The sequence below is a fragment of the Streptomyces sp. WZ-12 genome (assembly GCF_028898845.1).
Classification (GTDB): Bacteria; Actinomycetota; Actinomycetes; order Streptomycetales; family Streptomycetaceae; genus Streptomyces.
This window is the reverse complement of sequence record NZ_CP118574.1, coordinates 8,966,241-8,981,772: the sequence shown is the minus strand read 5'-3', so window position 1 is coordinate 8,981,772 and position 15,532 is coordinate 8,966,241. Positions and strand designations below refer to the sequence as shown.

Annotated in this window: 13 protein-coding genes and 1 riboswitch; of the genes, 11 read left to right on the top strand and 2 right to left on the bottom strand. The window is 70.2% G+C overall.

What is annotated here, in order from left to right; genetic code table 11:
* Window positions 1-129: 129 nt before the first annotated feature.
* The gene (locus tag PV796_RS39445; protein ID WP_274918677.1) at window positions 130-1,416 is read right to left on the bottom strand and encodes a hypothetical protein; all 1,287 of its coding nucleotides are present in this window, start codon (window positions 1,414-1,416) and stop codon (window positions 130-132) included.
* Window positions 1,417-1,944: 528 nt separating this feature from the next.
* Here PV796_RS39445 and PV796_RS39440 point away from each other — a divergent pair.
* The 11 genes from PV796_RS39440 (at window position 1,945) to PV796_RS39390 (ending at window position 15,103) form a co-directional block, all read left to right on the top strand.
* Window positions 1,945-2,874, top strand: a complete 930-nt coding sequence (locus PV796_RS39440; RefSeq protein WP_274918676.1) for a hypothetical protein — start codon at window positions 1,945-1,947, stop codon at window positions 2,872-2,874.
* Window positions 2,875-3,040: 166 nt separating this feature from the next.
* On the top strand, window positions 3,041-3,409 hold the full coding sequence (locus tag PV796_RS39435) for a hypothetical protein (protein ID WP_274918675.1): 369 nt from the start codon (window positions 3,041-3,043) through the stop codon (window positions 3,407-3,409).
* Between the two features lie 45 nt (window positions 3,410-3,454).
* Window positions 3,455-4,777, top strand: coding sequence for a hypothetical protein (locus tag PV796_RS39430; RefSeq protein WP_274918674.1), 1,323 nt, complete (start codon window positions 3,455-3,457; stop codon window positions 4,775-4,777).
* A 3-nt stretch (window positions 4,778-4,780) separates the two neighbouring features.
* Complete coding sequence (locus tag PV796_RS39425; protein WP_274918673.1) at window positions 4,781-5,809, top strand: polyprenyl synthetase family protein; 1,029 nt, start codon at window positions 4,781-4,783, stop codon at window positions 5,807-5,809.
* Between the two features lie 71 nt (window positions 5,810-5,880).
* Window positions 5,881-7,545: a hypothetical protein gene (locus tag PV796_RS39420; protein WP_274918672.1), complete on the top strand. Its 1,665-nt coding sequence runs from the start codon at window positions 5,881-5,883 to the stop codon at window positions 7,543-7,545.
* A 103-nt stretch (window positions 7,546-7,648) separates the two neighbouring features.
* Window positions 7,649-11,305, top strand: a complete 3,657-nt coding sequence (locus tag PV796_RS39415; protein ID WP_274918671.1) for a hypothetical protein — start codon at window positions 7,649-7,651, stop codon at window positions 11,303-11,305.
* A gap of 95 nt (window positions 11,306-11,400) precedes the next feature.
* The gene (locus PV796_RS39410) at window positions 11,401-12,054 is read left to right on the top strand and encodes a flavin reductase family protein (RefSeq protein ID WP_274918670.1); all 654 of its coding nucleotides are present in this window, start codon (window positions 11,401-11,403) and stop codon (window positions 12,052-12,054) included.
* A 541-nt stretch (window positions 12,055-12,595) separates the two neighbouring features.
* A complete protein-coding gene (locus PV796_RS39405) occupies window positions 12,596-13,123 on the top strand; it encodes a hypothetical protein (protein WP_274918669.1) in 528 nt (175 codons plus the stop codon).
* 104 nt (window positions 13,124-13,227) lie between these two features.
* Window positions 13,228-13,400, top strand: a riboswitch (M-box (ykoK) riboswitch).
* Between the two features lie 369 nt (window positions 13,401-13,769).
* A complete protein-coding gene (locus PV796_RS39400) occupies window positions 13,770-14,222 on the top strand; it encodes a winged helix-turn-helix domain-containing protein (RefSeq protein ID WP_274918668.1) in 453 nt (150 codons plus the stop codon).
* 106 nt (window positions 14,223-14,328) lie between these two features.
* Window positions 14,329-14,718 carry a hypothetical protein gene (locus PV796_RS39395; RefSeq protein ID WP_274918667.1) on the top strand — a complete coding sequence of 130 codons (390 nt, stop codon included), beginning with the start codon at window positions 14,329-14,331 and terminating at the stop codon, window positions 14,716-14,718.
* Entirely contained in the window at window positions 14,702-15,103 is a 402-nt protein-coding gene (locus tag PV796_RS39390; protein ID WP_274918666.1) for an ArsR/SmtB family transcription factor, read from the top strand. Before PV796_RS39395 ends, PV796_RS39390 begins: the two co-directional genes overlap by 17 nt.
* 71 nt (window positions 15,104-15,174) lie before the next feature.
* Here PV796_RS39390 and PV796_RS39385 read toward each other — a convergent pair whose 3' ends face one another.
* Window positions 15,175-15,510, bottom strand: coding sequence for a hypothetical protein (locus PV796_RS39385; protein ID WP_274918665.1), 336 nt, complete (start codon window positions 15,508-15,510; stop codon window positions 15,175-15,177).
* Window positions 15,511-15,532: the final 22 nt, after the last annotated feature.

Sequence of the window (15,532 nt, the reverse complement as noted above, 5' to 3'; positions counted from 1 at the left end):
GCTGCCCCGCCGTCGACGACGATGCCGGCCAAGTCCCAACCGAGTTGCAGCGACAGGGGAGGCGTCCCCTCGCCAGTGGCTGCCTCGCGCGCCTTGTCGATGGGCCCCACGGCCCCGCACCGGCTCTCGCTACCGCTTGCTGAGGGAGACGTCGCCTTGGAGGGACAGGTCGTCGCCGAAGCGACCGAGGGTCAGGCCGGTCGGGGTCACGTCGAGGTGGATCGGGTCCACGTCGATGGGGATGGCGGGGAGGCTGCCCAAGGTGAACTCGATGCCCTGGAGCGCGTCGCCGACGAGCCGTCCGAGGGTGGACGAGAGGGCGTTGGCCACCCAGGAGGCGATGACGCTGACGATGTCGCCGTGCGGATAGATCTTGAGGTCGAAGGAACTCACGCTGTCCGTCTTGGCCTTGAGCGTGGTCCCGTCCATCGTCAGAGTGAGCGTGACGGTGGGGTCGGGCTCCAGTCCCAGGTCGTAGAACGCGTCCGTGGAGCCGCCCCAGAACCAGTTGATGCCGGCGCTGCCGCTTCCGGTGACGGCGGCGTGCACCCGCACGGTGGGGATCTCGGTGTCCAGGATCTCGCACTGCACGTGGTGAACGGCGATCGTGGCCTTGTAGTAGCCGGTGCCGACCCCGAAGTTCTTGGAGTCGTCGGCGGGAAAGGTCTGCCCTTCGAGGTGTGCGGTGGCGGCCTCGGCGATCCGCCGGACGGTGTCCTCACCGAGCAGGGCGAAGAACGGACTGGTCGGCCAGGCGTCCGGGAACGGTGGCTGGGGGAGGCCGTGCTCGACCAGGTTCATGGCGGCCACGGCCCGCTGCGGCTGGATGACGGGGACCGGCACCGACAGGTCCAGCAGCGGGATGTCCGGCTTGGGCAGTTGGATGCCCGAGAGGACCTGCCGGGACTGGTCCAGGACGGCGGGCAGCACCACGTTGTCCAGGATGACCTTCTGCACGTGGCCGGTGTCGCTGGCCGTGGCCTTGATGGGGTCCAGGGTGAGCAGGCCGGAGGCGGACGTGCTGACCTGGACGTCCACGGTCACGGTGGCGTCCGCTTCCACCGGGTCCCCGCCGCCGGTGTCGACGGTGATGTGGACCTGGTGCAGGATGGCGTGGAAGGTGCTCCCGTCCAGCGAGGTGCGCAGGGCGGCCGCGTACTCCGCCACCTCGGCCTGGGTGAACCGTCCGGCGCCGCCCTCGGTGAAGCGCGCGCGTAACTCCTCCTCGGAGTACGTGGGCGGGGTGAGGTCGAAGACGGGGGCGGTCTTGACGTCCCAGGTCACCGTCACGGGAGTGCCTCCCGCGTCGTACGGCTGGGAGCCGGTGAAGTACCGGGGATACAGCTGGGAGTACACCTCCTCGGCCACCCTGTTGACGATGCCGACGTCTGCTCCGACCGCAAGGTCGTAACTCATGCCGTGACTCCCTCTGCCTGTGGAGATGGGGGTGGACGGTGGGGATGGGATGCCCACTTGGAGATGGGGACGGTGATGGGGTTGGGGTTGGGGCTGAGGTTGGGGTTCTCTCCCGGGGACGGGGATGGGGTTCTGGCCCGAGGCCAGACAGCCTCATCCCACGGACCCCACCTCCGGTGACGCCCCGTCGCCGGCGACGGCCTCACATCATCGATCCGGTGCCACCGATCCGGCAAGACGGTCTCATATACGCACCGGCGAACGCCTCCGGATGCGTCGACGGGGCCGGTAACACCCCTGGTTTTTCTACGAGTTAGCCAGATCCGTCGATCGAATGCCTGTCCCAGGCATGGTGCGGGCCGAGGCCGACGCGGCTGGTCACGGCGCGTAACCGACGGTAGGGGATCGGCCCTTCGCCGCAACCCGCCCGCGCGGAGGGCGGCTTGTTCGGAATCGCCGGGGCGTTGCTTTGCGACAGCGCACGGGAAGCTGTGGTCCGGCCGCCCCGTGGTGCCCTTGGATGGCGGGGTGAACGACTCACCTTTCGATCTCGCGGTCGGAGTCGGCGCCGACGCCATCAACTCCGGTCTCCAGGCGGCCTATCAGCAACATCGTGACGCGTTCCGGGGCAGCGCGGAGAAGACCGTCGAGGGGACGGACTACACCTTCGGTTGGGACTTCCTCGTCGCCCCCTCTCTCGTCCTTGCCCCACCGGACGAGGAACTCTGGGGGAAGATGGTCAAGGCTGACGATGTCAGCGTCCTCCCGGAGTCCGGCGTGCTCCAGTTCGTCGCCGAACGGTTGCAGGTGGACTGCAAGGTGGGGGGCGCGCCACTCCCCCAGGTCTCCGGCAAGGTCTCGGTGGCCCTCCAACTCAAGCTGGACGACGGCGGCATCACGGTCGTCCCCCTGGGCGCCTGGCTGGAGGACTGGCCGGCCAACCCGACCACCATCATCATCAAGAACCTCGTCGTCCCCACCCTCCTCGACCAGGGTGCGACCCTGCTCAAAGGGCTGAAGATCCCGGCTCAGAGCCTCTTCGGCCAGACCGTCACCCTGAACCTCGTGCGCGCGGACGTCCTCCCCACCCATCTGGTGCTCGCGTCGACCGCCCAGGTGGGGAAGCCGCCGACGCTGCGCGCCGATCCCGTCGACTGGCCCACGGACAAGCAGGTGTTCACCCTGGTCAGCAAGGGCCTGCTGACCACGCTCCTGACGGCCACGGTCAGGCAGTACGAGAACCACCAACTGGCCAAGGACGACCGGACCATCCGCTTCGTCGCCTCGGCCCGGTGGGACGCGACCTTCCGGCGGGCCAAGGACCTGACGGTCGGCGCCGACCCGACCACCGCCTCGGCCGGGGTCGACATCGACTGGCACGCCGAACTCGACCTCGTTCCCATCTCCCCGGACGGCAGCGGCGGTTGCGCCCTGTCCAAGGCGGGGCACGAGTCCTGACCGGTGCGCGCCCTCGTCACCGGGCTCGTCGCCTCACCTCACTCGGTCACCCGCCCGGTCATTCCCCCGGCCGTTCTCAGTCGGGCGGTCGATCGATCAGCCAGTCGGCCACCCAGTCGATGGCTTCGCCCCGTCACTTGGCCAACCACTCAGGAGAAGCACCTGCATGTCCGCCCCCATCGAGTTCGACGTCAGCTACGACCCGCCTTCGCCCGTGGTCACGGTCCAGGCAACCGGCCTCACGGACGCCGCCCTCACCGTGAAGGTGACGGACCTCGAACTGAACAGCGTCATCTTCCATCCGCAAACGGCGCTCTCCGACGTACTGGCGGGCCTGGTCAACGGCCTGGCCCTGGCGGCCCCAGGCATCGTCAAGGACAAGGTCAAGGGCCTGACCCCGGACATCCCTCTCGACCAGCCGATCGGCTGTGACATCCCGATCGGCGAGGCGACGGTTCATGTCCGCCTGACATCACCGGAGTTGGGCGCCCACGACGACATGCTCCTGATCAGCGGGACCGCAGACGTCTCCTGACCCGCCCGCGCCATCCACCGGCCCGACTCACCGCAGGAGACGACCGTGAGCTCCCCGCACCCCGAAGCCCAACCCCTGTATCTCGCCGACACCCCCGGCTATCCGCTCGCCCGCACCGTGCGGATGCCAGACACCGTCGACTACCCCACCGGCTCCCTCAGCATCCGTTTCGGCGCGCTCCAAGTCCAGGCCGAGGGGCGGCCGGAGGCCGTCGACGGGCGGCAGGGCACGTACCGCATACCGGCGCTCGTCCTCACCGGCCGGTACGCGCTCGACGCCCGTCCCGACGAGATCCGCGACCTCGACACCGCCGGCAACCTGCGCCCGCTCTCCGAGGAGGCCAGGCGGCCGACCCTCCCCGCCGCCAGTCGCGCGCCCGCCCCGCACGACCCGCCGGACCCGGACACCCTTGGCAAGTGGCGCGACCGAGCCGACCGGCACCGCGACCAACTGATGCGGAGCGAGAACGGGCAGCAGTTGCTCATCCAGTACGGACAGCACAACGAGAGTTACTACGCCGCGTTCGACGATCCGGACGACACCTACGGGCTCCGGCAGGTGTGGAGCGAGGGCGGCGTCACCCGACGGGCCTCGGAGCACACCTACACCGCGACGGACCCGGGGGCGTCGCTCAACGCCCAGCCCGCGATCAATGACTGGCGTGATCCGGACACCGACGTTACGTACAACAAGCACGCGTTCAGGCAGCAGAACAACATCGCCACCACCCTCACCTTCATGGCGGAGGACGCGACGGATCCCGACCAGCGGCAGAAGTACACCGATGCCGCCAAGGCAGCGCAGAACTTCGCCAAGACGGTCCAGAGCGACGCGGGCCAAACGGAGGTGGCCGGCCCCCCGATGTCCCAGCAGGACGTCTACGCGGCCATTGACCGGCACTCCGGCGAGCTACCGACCACCTCGGACGAGGAGCTCGCCCGCTACACCGCGTTGGCGCAGGGCACCTACGCCCTGGCCGCGGAGGACGAACCCGAGGACTGGCTGCCGCTCTCCGGCGAACAGCGCTCCGGCATCCGCGAGTTCGGCAAGGGCGTCTACCGCCGCAAGGCACATCGGCAACCGCCGGCGACCGACACGCTCCACGTCGGCGACTGCTCCGCACGCCTCGCCGACGTGCGCATCACCGTGGACCCCGACCGCCCCAACGCCACCGTGACGCTGCCTGAACTCACCCTGCACATCGACGACGAGAACTGGCAGGGGCCGGTCGGCGAGGTGGCGCGGGAGCGGCTCCGGACGATGGGGTTCGTCCAGGAGTTGCTCCGCGACGCGCTGGCGGAGACCGTGCGGCACGCGGCCCTCACCGGCATCGCGGGCTACGCGCTGCCCCGAGACGGGCGGTCCTGACCGGTGCTCACCCTCGACCCGAGCGCTCCCGTCGAGAGTGCCAGTCCCGACATCTGGGCCGAACTCCTGGCCGACGACCTACCGCACTTCGAGACGATCCTCGACGAGGCGCTCGCCCCGCAGCAGGACTACCTCAGCGTCACCGAGCACGCCCTCTACCGGCAGGGGAAACGGCTCCGGCCGGCCGTCCTGCTGCTCGCCGCCCGCACGGTCTTCGGCTCCGCGCCGCTCCCCCGCAAGGTGCTGCAAGGGGCCGTCTCCCTGGAAATGCTGCATGTGGCGACGTTGATCCACGACGACGTCATCGACGACTCGGCGCTTCGGCGCGGGCTGCCGTCGGTCAATGCCGCGCGGGGCAGGGAGGCCGCCGTGCTCGTCGGCGACCTCCAGTTCGTGCAGGCCATCCGCGGGTTCGTGCGGACCATCGACCGGGACCGGGACATGGCGCTGATCGAGCTGGTCCTGGACACCGCGTTCCAGATCGGCTGCGGTGAACTGGACGAGTTGCAGACCGACTTGAGCCAGGAACCGGCACGCCTGGTGCAGCACTACTGGCGGACCGCCGACCGCAAGACCGCCGTCCTCTTCGGCCTGGCCGCGGAGGCCGGTGTCACGCTCGCCGGCGGGCGCACCAGTGATGCCCGCCGCGCCGGCTTCGTCGGGCGCCGGCTCGGGCGGGCCCTCCAGGTCATGGACGACCTCTTCGACCTGGCCCAGGACGAGTTCGGCTCCGGTAAACCGCAGGGCATGGACCTGCTGCGCCGCCGCGCCTCGCTCCCCCTGGTGTACGCGATGGAGGAGTTGGGGCCGCGGCACCGGGTGAGCCGCGTGATGCGCGGGGAGCCCCTGGACGCCGCGGGCCTGGAGCGCTGCGTCGCCGAGGTGCGGGGCACCACCGGCTTCGCCCGCGCCTACGCCGACGCGCGCGCTCAGGCACTGGAGGCGATCGAGCTACTGCGCCCCTTCCCGGCGAACCGCTACCGCCATGCCCTGGAGGACCTGGCGCTGCACATCGTCGACCGGAGGCCCTGACCGGGCTGCGGCCCCGCCCCCGTGCGGGCACCCCACCATCACCGTGTACCGCCCCGAGGAGGAACACCGCCATGACCGCAGCCCTGGTCAACTTCGTCTACGCCACCATGGAGAAGCGGATCAACAACCCGGACAGCCCGTACTGGTTGCCGAAGGTCCTGGAGAAGATCCAGACACCGGATGGGCACACGCTGTCGCCGTTGACGGTGGACGAGTGGACGCTCGGGTCGCTCCCGGAGGGGGAGATCGCCGGCACCATCGCCGATGCCTGGTGGCTGTTCGTGCGGAGGGCCTTCAAGAAGGCGAAGGACGCCGGTGTCCCCGATCTGCCGCCCAACCTCAACGCGTTCATCAGCCAACCGGACCGTGCGGACCAGTACCCCGCACTGACGTTGACCGGCCTGACCATCAGCGGTCTGCCGAACGCGTCCATAGCCGACCTGACGGGTCTCACCCCCACCGAGAACGGCTATCGCGGCACCGTACGGGTCACGGCGGCCGCCTACGACTCGCACGGCTATCAGCCGCAGATCACGATCGACGGGGACTACCAGCTCGTCCAGCACGTCGTCGTGATCGACGCCCCTCGGACGGCCGACCTCAAGCCACCGACGAGCGTCGCGCTCAAGGGCCTGGACGCCTATGGGGTGGAGTGGCCGTCCCAGGCGATCGACGGGCGCGGGAAGTTCCTGTTCGCCGTCAGGAACCTCGCGTTCGATGTGCAGGTGAGCATCGAGGCGTCCGGTACCGGGGCCGGGCGCACGGCGCAGGCGACCGTGGAGCACGTCACCGTTGCCACCCGGCCGGAGTTCACGCTCGATCCGGATCACCTGACGATCGAGGGTGACACGGTCACCGAGGACACCAAGAAGGTATGGATGACCTCGGCGGTCATGGCCTTCAACAGTCCCGACGCGGCCAAGGCGCTCACCGACAGGCTCGGTGACGCCCTGAACGCGGAGGACTTCCGCACCCAGTTCTCCGGCGCGGTGACCGACCAGCTCGCCAAGGCGCTCGACGGCGCCCTCGGCGCCGGCCCGCTCCCGGCCGACGGCATCCAACCCCCGCCGGGCGACGGCCCGTTGGGGGTCTACCTCTTCGACCGGGTGCGGGCCTCGCTCAACGACACGGGCTCCGGCTTCTACCCGCCGACCGTGGTCCGCTCGTCCACCGATCCGGTGCTCGACCCGCTGTCGATCGACTCCATCGACCTCGGAGAGCAGCAACTGCTCGGCCAACCCGTCCACTTCACCCTCAACGACGTCACGATCGGCGGTATCGCGGACGTGCTCATCCCCACCGAGGACGCCTCGTTGGTGGCCGAGGGCGTCGACGCGACCCCGCGGTTCGGCCGCGTCTCCGGGACACCGATCACCATCGCCGCCGCGGTCGTGGTGACCTTCGTGAAGAGCGGGGACGAGATCGACGGCACCATGAACACCACCGTGCAACAGCCCTCCGTGGCCCTCGGGTTGTCCTTCGACGGACCCGATGCCGACCACCTCACCATCGGCCTGCACTCGCTCGCCGTCGACGTCGATCCGAACAACCTCGACATCAAGGTGCACGTCGACGGCCTGCCCGATGACGCGCTGCACACGATCCTCAACGCCTCACAGGTCAAGGACGCCTTCATCAAGGGCGTCCAGGACGGCGCCGACCAGCGCAGGGACGACATCGCCAAGGCCCTGACGGACAACGCCCGCAAGGTGATCGCCGAGAAGTTGACGGGCTGACCGTCGCGCGGGAGCGGGCCCGGACGCCAGCCGTCCCGCGCGACCGCTCCCGCACACCCGCTGCCGTACGACCGCCCGTCCCCGCCCGCCCGGAAGGCCCCGCATGCAGTTCACCGATCTCCAAGCACTGCTCGACCGGCACACCACCGGCGGCACCCTCACCCTCGCGGGCTCCGACTTCGGCCACGGCCCGGCCGCCGCGCTGGTCAACACCTGGCTCGACGACAAGACCCTCACGCTCGGCACGCTCCACCGCACGGACCACCCGGACACGAACACCATCGTCGTCGACGGCGAACTGGGCGCGCTGGGCATCACCGACGCCCAGGTCACCGGCATCGAATTCGGCCTCGACCCGGTCGATCAGGACCCCACCCTCTTCATCCCCCTGCCGACACCGGCGAGTTGGACCATCGCCACCTCGTTCCCGGACACCGAGGGCAGCGACCTCTCCGGCCTCACCTTCGGTGACCGCCGGCCCGAGCTCCTGCTCACCTCGGTGCCCCGCCCCGCCCGCGACGGTCGCCCCGTCCTCGACCGGGGCCTCACGTTCCACGCCCCCGAGGTCCAGGACCCGACGCCCCTCGGCCCCCTGGTCGCACTGGTCCGTCGCCCGCCCGCGTCCCTCTCGCTGACCGGTCTCGTCCAGCGCCGCTCCGTCGGCGAGACGGTCGTGACGGACGTCGCGCTGCGCTCTATTCCTGAGCCGCCGCAGGGGTTCGGCGGCGACTTCTTCCTGTGGGCTGGCTCCCGCGGCGACGCCCCGCCGCTGACCTACGGGCTCCGCCTGGCCGCCGACCTCGTGCTGGCGCACGGCGTCGGCGCGACCATCAGCGCCCCGGTCCCCGCGCCCGGGAACGAGATCGCGCTCACCGTGGACGCGCTGCCGGGCGACGTCGGCACGGACGCCCTCGCGGAGTGGTACGGCACCGGCCTAGCCGTACAGCAACTCACCACGGCCGGCTTCCCTCTCGGGGACGCCGTCCGGCTCACCGGACTCAGCGCCACCATCGACGTGACGAAGATCGGCACGGGTCCGGACAAGGGATTGGTCAAGGCCCTGACCGCGATCGCCGTCAAGGTCGCCGCGCAGCCCGCGGTCTCCTGGCCGATCGTCGGCGACGACCTCGCCGTGACCGGCGTCGGCGCCCACCTCACCGTCACCACACCGCTCCAAAAGAGCCGCTCCGCCACCGTCACCGGATACGGGGACTTCACGGTGGCGGGCGCGGTCGCCCTGCACGCCTCCGCGGCCATCCCGCCCGGCCGCTTCGAACTCGCGCTGGACGACGAGACGCCGGCGCAACTCAAGGACGTCCTGCGGCACTTCGTACCGGGCACCGACCTCAGCGGCGTACCCGATCTGACGCTGAGGAAGTTCCACGGCACGGCCACCCCGACGCAGGGCGAGTACGGGCTGTCGGCCGCCGTCACCACGGACTGGCACCTCGACCTCGGCGCGTCCCGTCTCCAACTGACCGAGACCTCACTTGAGTTGGACCGCAAGAGGGAGGAGGGGGAGAAAGGAGAGAAGGAGGTCGTCAAGCGCCGGGGGGTCTGGAAGACCTGGCGCAGCCCTCAGCCCGGGGCGGCGGAGTCGCAGTCCCTCAGCACCACCGGCACCCTCGCCGCGAAGGCAACGCTCGGTCCGGCCTCCGGCGGCAACGACGGCATCCTCTTCGACGCCGCCTGGCACCTGCCCGGCACCTTCGAGATCGGCGGCACATTCCCCAAGATCGACCTCACCGCCCTCATCGACGCGCTCGCCTGCCGCGCCGACGTGCCGTTGCCAGACGGCCTGCCCGCGGTCGAGTTGAGCGACTCGACGGTGCGGCTGCGCCTCGGCGGGGCCGGGGTGGGAGAGGTCGCCGACGGCCAGGGCTACGAGCTGGCGGTCGCCAGCACGGTCGCGTTCGCCGGGGCCCACGCCCTGACCCTGGTCGGGAAGGCGGCCAAGGGGGACTCCGGCACCCTGTTCGCCGCCGCGTTCTGGCAGCAGGACTGGGCCTGGTCACCGCGGCAGATTCCGGGCTGGTCCGAGGCCCTGGGCATCCTCGGCGACATCACCTTCGCCAAGTCCGGCCTGGCGGTCTGCTCCGCCGACGGTGTGGCCCTGGACGCCGCCTCTCCCCCGGACACGCTCCCCGGCACCCTGGACAAGGGCCTCACCTTCTTCACCGAGATCGGCTTCACCGGGCCGCTGGATCCGCTCAGGGCCCTGTTCGACGGCGTCGCCACCGGCGTCCACCTCCAGGCGGTCCTGACCTCGCCGGTGAAGAACTCGGTGTTCAAGGCATCCATCGCCGAACAGAAGCTACGCCCCGGCTTCGGCGGCCTGGAAGTGGAGATCAAACCGGCCCTCCCCAGCATCACCCTGTCGACCTCCTGGAACCTCACCGTGCCGGCGATGGGTTCGGCGCCGGAGACCCTGCTCCAGTTCGTGGCCGGCGGAACGGTCTCCCGGGCGGGCTTCTCGCTCTCCCTCACGCTCAAGCCCGCCGCCCCCGCCCTCGGCACGATCGCCGGCCAACTCGCCCCGGGGCGGTACGCCTTCGCGCTGGAGAAGCCGGGCCGTACGGCCCTCCCGGCGGTCCCGCTGACCGACCCCGACGGACGGATCGTGCACGACGCGACCCGCCGCCCGACCCCCGAGGTCGGCGCCCCGCAGCCCGGACCCGCCTGGAAGAACGCCTTCGGCATCGAGGGCTTCGACGTCGAGGCGTTCTGGGCCCAGATCGGCGGTGGGACGAGTGGGCTCACCCTGGGCATGGGTGGCTCCATCCGGGTCGGCGAGGTCCATCTGGAGCTAGACATCGTCGGCGGCCTCGAACCGGAGCCCTTCGTCACGGTGTTCCGCTTCGCCCTCACCACCGCCGACAAGGGCAAGGGCGTCTCCGTCCGGGACATCCTGGCCGTCGTCGTCACTCCCCCGCCCGCACTCGACTTCCTCAAGACGATCGTGCTGCACGAGCTGACGTTCTGCGCCGTGACGGCCCCCGGTGGGTGGGACAGCCCGCTGGGCGAGCACTGGGAGCAGGGCTACTACGGCAGGGGCGACATCGACTTCTTCGGCAACAACTGGCGCTTCGAGGTCGGCGTGGGCAACGACGGCATCTACGCGAGCAGTGTGGTCGCCCAACCCCTCGCCCTCGGCGGGGTGTTCACCTTCTCCAACCACGACGGTTCCAAGGGCCCTCAGTACCTCCTCGACACCCGGGGCATCAAGGAAGGCCACCTGCCGGAGAAGATCTTCTACCTCTCCGGCAAGATCGACCTCCTGGGAATCACCTCCGCCGCCGTCGAGGCCGAACTCGGCGCCAAGGGCTTCGCGTTCACCCTCGACGCGCACCTCCTGGACATCCTGACCAGCGAGCTGCGCTGCACCCTGAACACCGACGGCGGCCTGCACGCCAGCGCGAACGTCGGCCTGGACTTCAGGGTCGACATCCCCCGGGGCGTCCTCCTCGGCGGCATCCCCATCCCCGGCGGCACCCTGGTCGACATCCAGGCACACGGCGGCTTCGACCTGACGATCGACGGCAGCGGTGCACAGCTGCACCTGGAGGCCGGCTGCGACGCCTACCTCGCCGGCGTCCACCTGGTCACCTTCGACCTCAACATCGACTTCGGCATCCGGTCGTGGGACGGCATCGTCGGCTATCTCCAGGACCACCCGGAGGAGCTCTTCGCGGCCCTGGGCTCGGGCATCTGGGACGCGATGAAGGACTGCGCGACGACCAGGGCGGCGGAACTCACCTGAGGGGACGCCCAGTTGCCGCGTCCGGTCACCGCCGCCCGTCCTACGCCCTCAACCCTACGGCGGGCACCGAATGATCTTCGTCCTACGGTCGGCCCATGAACACCGCAACGCCCAGTGGCCTGTGCAATGACACCTCAACCGACCACGTGACCATCGCGCCGAGCATCCTGTACTTCGGGACGCCGGTCGTGTTGCTGTCGACGGAGAACGAGAACGGCACCTTCAACCTCGCGCCGATGTCCTCGGCCTGGGCACTGGGCCACGTCATCGTCCTGGGAGTGGGCGCCGACGCACAGACCGCGCACAATCTCCGCAACCGCCCCGATCTGGTGGTCAACTTGCCCGCGCCCGCTCAGTGGCCGTCGGTGGAACGCCTGGCGCCGCTGACCGGGCGCACTCCCCTACCCGCTCGCAAGCGCGACGCCTTCCGCTTCGAGCCGGACAAGTTCGCCGCGGCGGGCCTGCTCCCCGAACCCTCCGAGTTGGTCCGGCCGCCCCGAGTGGCCGAGTGCCCCCTTCAGATGGAGGCCCGCGCCGCCCGCGTCCAAGCCGACGCCTCCGGAACGTTCCTCATCGTCGAAGCCCAGGTACTGAAGGTCCACGCGGACCCGCGGATCGTCATCCCCGGCTCCCAGCACGTCGACCCCGCCGCGTGGAGCCCACTGATCTACAACTTCCGCCACTACTACGGACTCGGCCCGGAGCTCGGGCACACCTTCCGTTCCCAGACACCCCGACGACAGGACTGACCCGCCCCGCAGCCGACCAGGCGGGCGCCCGCCGCATCCGGCCGCTCCACTGCGCGGACCCGGCGACCCTGCGCGCCGCCAGCAAGAACGCCGTGGTGGCCGCGCCACGTTGGACGTCATGCGGCCAGCGGAAGCGGCGGTGGCGCAGGACCGGCTCTCCGCGGCCGTGCACACGCACGAGGTGGGCGGACCGTCGAAGGCGCACCGCATCAGGGTGCTGCGGCCGTTCTCGCGCAGAGGGGAGACGGGAGGCGGGCACCGGGGACCGTTGCGTTGCCGGCCGCAGCAGTGCCGTTGCCGGAATCCTTGCGCAGTCCTTACGCAACTCCCGCTCCAAGGCGTGGCGTTGTGGGTAAGGGGCAGAGTGCGGGCGGGCGGGGGCGTTCCCGTTGGGTTGCCGGGTTGCTGTGTGCCCGCTGAGACAGCGCCGAGGCGCCCGTGTCGACAGACCTCCCTCTTCTGTCACTCGCCTCGACCGCCGGCCTCATTTCACATGGCGGAACATCGGCCGGGGCAGCGCCCCTTGACGGAGAGACAGCGCATGACGGTCTACGAGCACCTGCCGCACCCACACATCGCTTCGCGGGACGCCCAGGGCCCGGTGAAGGTCACCGATCAGCTCCCGGCGGGCAATGCGGTCACCCGGTTCAACACGCGGATCGCGATCCTGATCACCCGGGCCGTGGGCAGCATGTGGTGTGCCTACGCGTTTGCGTTGTTCGACCTGATCAGCCTCCCGGACGCGATCAAGGGCGGGGCGTCGGCCATCGTGTCCTGGGTGGCGCAGACGTTCCTGCAGTTGGTGCTGTTGTCCGTCATCATGGTCGGCCAGAACGTGCAGGCCGCCGCGGCGGACAAGCGTGCCGCGGCGACCTTCCACGATGCGAGCGCGACCCTTCACGAGGTGGCGCACATGCAGGCCCATCTCGCCGCTCAGGACGCCCTGTTGAGCAGGATCGCCGAGCGGGTCGGCGTGGAACCCGGGCCCGTCGAGGGAACGCCCTCCGACGGCACGGCAAGCGAGGCGAATGGGGTGAATGAGGTGGCGGAGCAGGCCGCAGGCGACTGAACCGGGGGCCCCTCACACCGTCGGGTACGGAAGGGGACCGTCAAGGCTTGGTCAACAACTTGCGTTGATGTGCAAGTATCAGGCAGTCTTGTGGACGTTTGAAGAAGGCACCTCGTTCGGTGAGGCGTCTGCACGGACACAGGCCACTGACCCCACGACGTCGAGAGACGCCCAGGTTCAGGACAGGTCTCCCCGACCTAAGGGGTGACCCCAAGTGGCTTCCCCGTACGGGGATTACGCCGTGCAGTGCCAAAGCTCTGACGAGTAGGGGTGAACCGGCCGTCCGGGCCGGTCCGCTCGCTGCCGAGTCGTACGGCGCGCTCGCGCGCCCCGGCCGGAAGGAGGCGAGAAACATGGACGGCAGTAGTTGCAGTAGTTGCGATGGTTGCGGCGGTCCGGGGCACAGTAGGTCGTTTACCCATATGACTTTCTTGGCCTCCGGTATGCGGTAACCACTCCCGCTCCCGACGCGTTCGCGAACACTCCCCGCCAGCACCCGTGCGGCTTTCGCCGTCCCGGGTGGTCGGGCTGCGCGCTCGCAGGGCGGGCAGCTTCCGCACGCCCGCAACCTCTCTCCCAGACCAGGCACGTGGCGGGGTCTCGCCATGGCCTTCGCCACCACTACCCCGATCCGAGGGAAGCAGCCATGAACCTCCTGAACCTCCACCACCGACCGGTCCGTCACGCCTTGCTGGCCCGGACTTCCAACCTGCGCCGACGCCACACGACCGTTCCGCGCCCGCTGTCGTCGCCGCACGAGCCCGCGGACCTGCCCAGGGCGCCGATCCACCGCATTCGCGGCCTCATCGTCGACTGCGAGACCCGACGGGTTTCGGTCGGCGGGCAGCAACTGAAGCTCACCTGCATGGAGTTCGAGCTGCTGGCCCATCTGATGGCCAACCGGCGCCGGGTCTACAGCCGTGAGCAGCTGATGGCGCTGGTGTGGCAGCAGACCGCCGTAGGGGACATGCGCACGGTCGACGTTCACATCGCCCGTCTGCGTCGGAAGCTGGGCCCCGGGCATCGGGCGTTGATCCGCACCGTACGGCAGGTCGGCTACGCCTTCGAGCCGTCGGCCACGGCCAGGCCCCGCCCCTGACCGTCGGCCACAGACAGGGCCCCGCCCCTGATGAAGGAAGCCCGGCGACCGGCTCGTTGGGCTTCGCCGTCCCGTCACGCTGACCATGCAAGGGATACCCACCGTCATGCGATTCCTGCCCCGTACCCTCCTCAAGCAGACCAAGCGCCCCGGCACCGAGGCGACGGCCGTCCGGCCCCACGAGCTGGTCACCCTCCACGTCCATTGCGACCAGGGTGCCGAAACCCAGGTGCGCGCGCTGTGCGTGCTGGCCCTGAGCCGGCCCGGTGCGCGCGTCGAGGCCGTGCGCGTCGACCCGTCCGACGTGTTCACCACCCACCTGCAGATGTTGGTCACCCTGGACGGCACGGAGACCGGCCTGCTGGACCGACTCGTCGACATGCTCTCCGGCATGCCGCCCGTGCGCGACCTGCACTGGCACCGGGACCGGCACGACGATCCGCGTTCCCTCACCTCCGCCATGGAGAGGGGGTTGTCCGGTGCGTGCGCTCACTGAGTCCGACGTTGTCCTTCTTCCGGCGCGCACGACGACCACGGAGCTCACGGTCGCCGAAATCACCGCCGTGACGGCGTTGTTGAAGGCGGTGGCCGGCCCCATCCGGCTGCGGTTGCTACAGGCGCTGGCCGATGACCAGGAGCTCGCCGTCGGGGAGCTGACGGAATGCGTCGGCGCCCCCTACGCGGCCGTCTCCCAGCACCTCGGGCGCCTGCGGGCCGCGGGCCTGGTCGGGGTCCGCCGCAGCGGCCACCGCGTGCTCTACCGCACCACCAACCCGCACCTCCCGTCGCTGCTCGCCGCCGCCCGGCACCTGGCGGCCCGTCCGGCACCGACGGGGCCGGTCGGCGCGGTTGAGCACGCGGCGGAACGACAACACGCGTAGATACGGCAGCGAGGCGGTCGGCGACGCGGGGGCGGAGAGCCCGCGTCGCCGACCGCCTCGCTGTGTCGGCCCTATCTGCCCGGGGGTGTGGTGGCGGCGGCGGTGATGCGCTCGGCCGCGGATAGCGGCAGGTCGGCGTAGTGGGCGAGCCAGTGGGCGTCGTGGCCTTGCTGGGCGAGGAGGTAGGCAAGGTGGATGCGCGGTTCGTACCTGGCGCACGGCCCCGTGGGGCTGGGGCAGGTGTTGGGGCTGTCGAGCAGGTAGTCCCGCTCGGTGCCGTCGTGCAGGGTCAACTGGAGGTGTGGGCAAGAGTGGTGGGTGGTGTGCGGGGCGGGTCGGTCGTCGGTGGCGTGGTGCCGCCGGCGGGCCGGTGCGGTGAGCTTGGTGAGGTGCGGGAGAAGGCGCATGAGGGCCTCCCTCCTCCGTGAG

Excerpts from the sequence above, each read along its gene's own strand:
- PV796_RS39420 (WP_274918672.1), top strand. The coding sequence starts at position 5,881 with ATGACCGCAGCCCTGGTCAACTTCGTCTACGCCACCATGGAGAAGCGG.
- PV796_RS39435 (WP_274918675.1), top strand. The coding sequence starts at position 3,041 with ATGTCCGCCCCCATCGAGTTCGACGTCAGCTACGACCCGCCTTCGCCC.
- PV796_RS39445 (WP_274918677.1), bottom strand. The coding sequence starts at position 1,416 with ATGAGTTACGACCTTGCGGTCGGAGCAGACGTCGGCATCGTCAACAGG.
- PV796_RS39385 (WP_274918665.1), bottom strand. The coding sequence starts at position 15,510 with ATGCGCCTTCTCCCGCACCTCACCAAGCTCACCGCACCGGCCCGCCGG.
- PV796_RS39405 (WP_274918669.1), top strand. The coding sequence starts at position 12,596 with ATGACGGTCTACGAGCACCTGCCGCACCCACACATCGCTTCGCGGGAC.
- PV796_RS39400 (WP_274918668.1), top strand. The coding sequence starts at position 13,770 with ATGAACCTCCTGAACCTCCACCACCGACCGGTCCGTCACGCCTTGCTG.
- PV796_RS39395 (WP_274918667.1), top strand. The coding sequence starts at position 14,329 with ATGCGATTCCTGCCCCGTACCCTCCTCAAGCAGACCAAGCGCCCCGGC.
- PV796_RS39410 (WP_274918670.1), top strand. The coding sequence starts at position 11,401 with ATGAACACCGCAACGCCCAGTGGCCTGTGCAATGACACCTCAACCGAC.
- PV796_RS39415 (WP_274918671.1), top strand. The coding sequence starts at position 7,649 with ATGCAGTTCACCGATCTCCAAGCACTGCTCGACCGGCACACCACCGGC.